The following is a 2,963-nucleotide window of genomic DNA, read 5'->3' as shown; positions in this document are numbered from 1 at the left end:
GATCCCGAAGATCACCACGATCAGGACCAGCAGATACAACACGCTGACCCGCTTCGGGCTCAACGCGCCCAACACACTCGACACGTCAGCCACGGGAGACCTCGCCCTCCTCGGGTGCTCCGGCAGCGGCCCCACTCGTCGGCGCTGCGTCCGCCGGCCGCAACTGCTCCTCTTCGATGCGTTCCACGGTCAGGTGCGGACCGGTCAGCTCAGCACCGAGACGCCCGCGGCGGAACACCAGGACGCGGGTGGACACCTGCACCAGCTCCTCGACATCGGAGGAGCAGACGATCACAGCCGCTCCGGCGGACGCCGCGCCGACGACCAAGTCGTGGATGGTGGCCTTGGCGCCGACATCCACCCCCTGCGTGGGTTCGTCCAGCACCAGCACCTTGGGGCCGGTCCGCAGGAGCCGGCCCAGGACCACCTTCTGCTGGTTGCCACCGGAGAACTGGTCGATGACGCGCTCGGACATCGGCGGCCGGACGTCCAGGACCTTCATCCACTTCTGCGCGTCCTTGCGCTCGAGACGCCGGCTCAGGCGACCTCGCCGCGAGATGGACCGGATGTCGGCGATGGTGAGGTTCTCGCGGAGCGTCGCAGTGCTGAGGAGCGCATCACGACGCCGCTCGGCCGGCGCATACGCCAGGCCTCGCGCCAGCGAAGCGGCCGGGTCTCCCGGCCGCACGGACCGCCCGTCGATCGCGACAGTCCCCGACAGGTGCAGCTGCCCGGCGATCGCTCCTGCGATGCTCTCCCGCCCGGACCCCGTCAGGCCGGCGATGCCCACGACTTCACCCGGTCGCACGTCGAGATCGATCCCGCGTAGGCCCCCACCGTGCATGTTGCGGACGGTGAGCCGCGGCTCCTCGCCCGAGTCGCTCTCGGCCGCCGCCACGTCGGCCTGGGTGCGCGGCGTCAGGGCGCGCCCCAGCATCAACTCGACCAGACGGTCATGGGACAGATCCCGAGAGGACACCGTCGTGACCTTGCGACCGTCGCGGAGGACCGTGACCGTGTCGGCCAGTTCCATCACCTCGTCCAGGTGATGACTGATGAACAGGACCGATCCGCCCGCCTGGGTCAGCCGCCGCAGCGCGTCGAAGAGCAACTGAGCATCGGGACCGGGCAGCGACGCCGTCGGCTCGTCGAGGATGAGCAGCGCCGGCGGCTTCTCCCCGTGGAGCGCTCGCACGATGGCCACCACCGTGCGCTGAGCTGCTGACAAGGAGCCGACCCGAGCCCGCGGATCGATGTCGTAACCGAAGTCCTTGAGCGCCCGACCGGCGCGAGAGCGCTCGTCACCCTTCGAGATCGGCTTGACCCAGCCACGGTCTGACGCCATGAAGAAGTTCTCCGCCACGCTGAGGTCCTCGATCAGGCCCAGGTCCTGGTGGACGAAGCGCAACCCGGCCTGGTTGGCAGCCGCCGCGGAACCCAGTTCGAACGGCTCACCGGCCACTGTCGCGTCACTGCCGGCATCCGGCCCGTGATAGCCGCCGAGCAGCTTCACCAGCGTGGACTTCCCGCACCCGTTCTGTCCCACCACTGCATGGATCTCGCCCTTGGCGATCTCCAGGTCCACTGAATCCAGGGCACGCTGGGCCCCGAAGGTCTTGGTCACGCCTCTCAACGACAGGACCATCTCGCGCTCGGAGCTCGCGACGGCAGTCATCAGCCTCGTCCTTCGAAGGTGGCGGGGTGGAGGTCCGGAGCTCTCGCCCTCACACGGAAGTGGCGGGCGTCACTCGGCATGCGGAGTCTGGCATCCGCTCACGTACCCAGTCAACAGTTCCTCATGACCAATTGCGCGGCCGTCCAGGGGCGTCGCCGGCGTCGGGATGTGGCGTTGCGCCCGTCCGGCCCGGAGTGCTCGAGGAGCACCGACGAGCAGCGGAGCGAGCCGGTTGGGAGCCCTGCCGGCGCCGTCTGCGACATCAGCCACCGCGCACCCCTCGAGGGGACGGCCGTGGACAGCCCCGTCCACCCACAGAAACGGAGGACGGAGCACGAGGTGCCGCCGGCGCCGGGATCGGGCTCGCCCGACCGGCCACGTTCGGCTGAGCACGACGCAACGGGGGCGCCGACCGGCCGGGCTCAGCCCAGCCGACCGGCGCCCCCCTCGCCCCGGACAGGAACGTCTCAGGTCAGGGCGCCGCGGGCTTCGTCGCCGGGGCGTTCACGATGTACTGCTTGGACCAGGGCACGGAGCGGTCGTCCCCGTCCTCGGGGACGGCGTTGCGCCACGTCCTCAGGCGGGTCGTCGGGGCACCGAGGTCGATCTGCAGCCAGGGTCGTTCGACTCCCAACTCGAACTGCGCGTTGATGTAGTTGTCGATGTACTCCGCTTCGTGCGTCTTCGACAGCATTCGACGGTGCAGGTGAACCCACTCCTTCTCCTGCCCGGGCTGGAAGACGACCTCGGCATGACCCTGGATGATCACGCGCCGCATCGGCTCCGCCGTCTCGTCGATGGCCATCCCCACGCGGCCGTCGCGGCGGACGTTGTTCCACGGAGCGGAGTTGGGCCGCAGCGTGAACCTGATCTTCCCCTCGTCGAACAGGAAGACGATCGGCATGACTCGCGGGAAGCCGTCCTCATCCACGGTCGCGATCCGGGCGTAGAAGCCCGGCGCGGTGATGAACTCCTCGAACTCCTGATCGGTCAGTTTCGGCATGTGGGCTCCTTGACGTCAGACGCTGGAAGTCCGGTCGACACGGAAGACCGCGATGGAAGAGCCCCGTGTGGACCGTCGTGCTGGCGACGGGTGGCGAGGTGCGCGTTGTCGGCTCCTCCCCCGTCAGCGCCGGAGACATCGCCGCCCTCCGGGCGTCTCCTCCGGCGCCGCGATCAGTCGCCTACCGACCGAGGGCCTGTGGGTCTCTGCCGGTGGTGGGGTTGTCGGCCGCCAGGTCCGTCGGGTGCGGGCCGGCGGGGTCGGTGGGTTCGACCTGCGTGGTCG

At 69.4% G+C, this 2,963-nt stretch carries 2 protein-coding genes; both read right to left on the bottom strand.

The features are described 5' to 3' along the window. Positions 1 to 85: 85 nt before the first annotated feature. A complete protein-coding gene (locus tag BM414_RS28070) occupies positions 86 to 1,675 on the bottom strand; it encodes a sugar ABC transporter ATP-binding protein (RefSeq protein ID WP_217644972.1) in 1,590 nt (529 codons plus the stop codon). Between the two features lie 472 nt (positions 1,676 to 2,147). Further along, positions 2,148 to 2,678, bottom strand: coding sequence for a pyridoxamine 5'-phosphate oxidase family protein (locus BM414_RS28065; protein WP_093585326.1), 531 nt, complete (start codon positions 2,676 to 2,678; stop codon positions 2,148 to 2,150). Between the last annotated feature and the right edge of the window lie 285 nt (positions 2,679 to 2,963).

The organism is Geodermatophilus amargosae (genome assembly GCF_900116515.1).
GTDB lineage: Bacteria > Actinomycetota > Actinomycetes > Mycobacteriales > Geodermatophilaceae > Geodermatophilus > Geodermatophilus amargosae.
Note: the sequence above shows the minus strand (reverse complement) of the source record. Positions and strands in the feature narration are given on the sequence as shown.

Excerpts from the sequence above, each read along its gene's own strand:
- BM414_RS28065 (WP_093585326.1), bottom strand. The coding sequence starts at position 2,678 with ATGCCGAAACTGACCGATCAGGAGTTCGAGGAGTTCATCACCGCGCCG.
- BM414_RS28070 (WP_217644972.1), bottom strand. The coding sequence starts at position 1,675 with ATGACTGCCGTCGCGAGCTCCGAGCGCGAGATGGTCCTGTCGTTGAGA.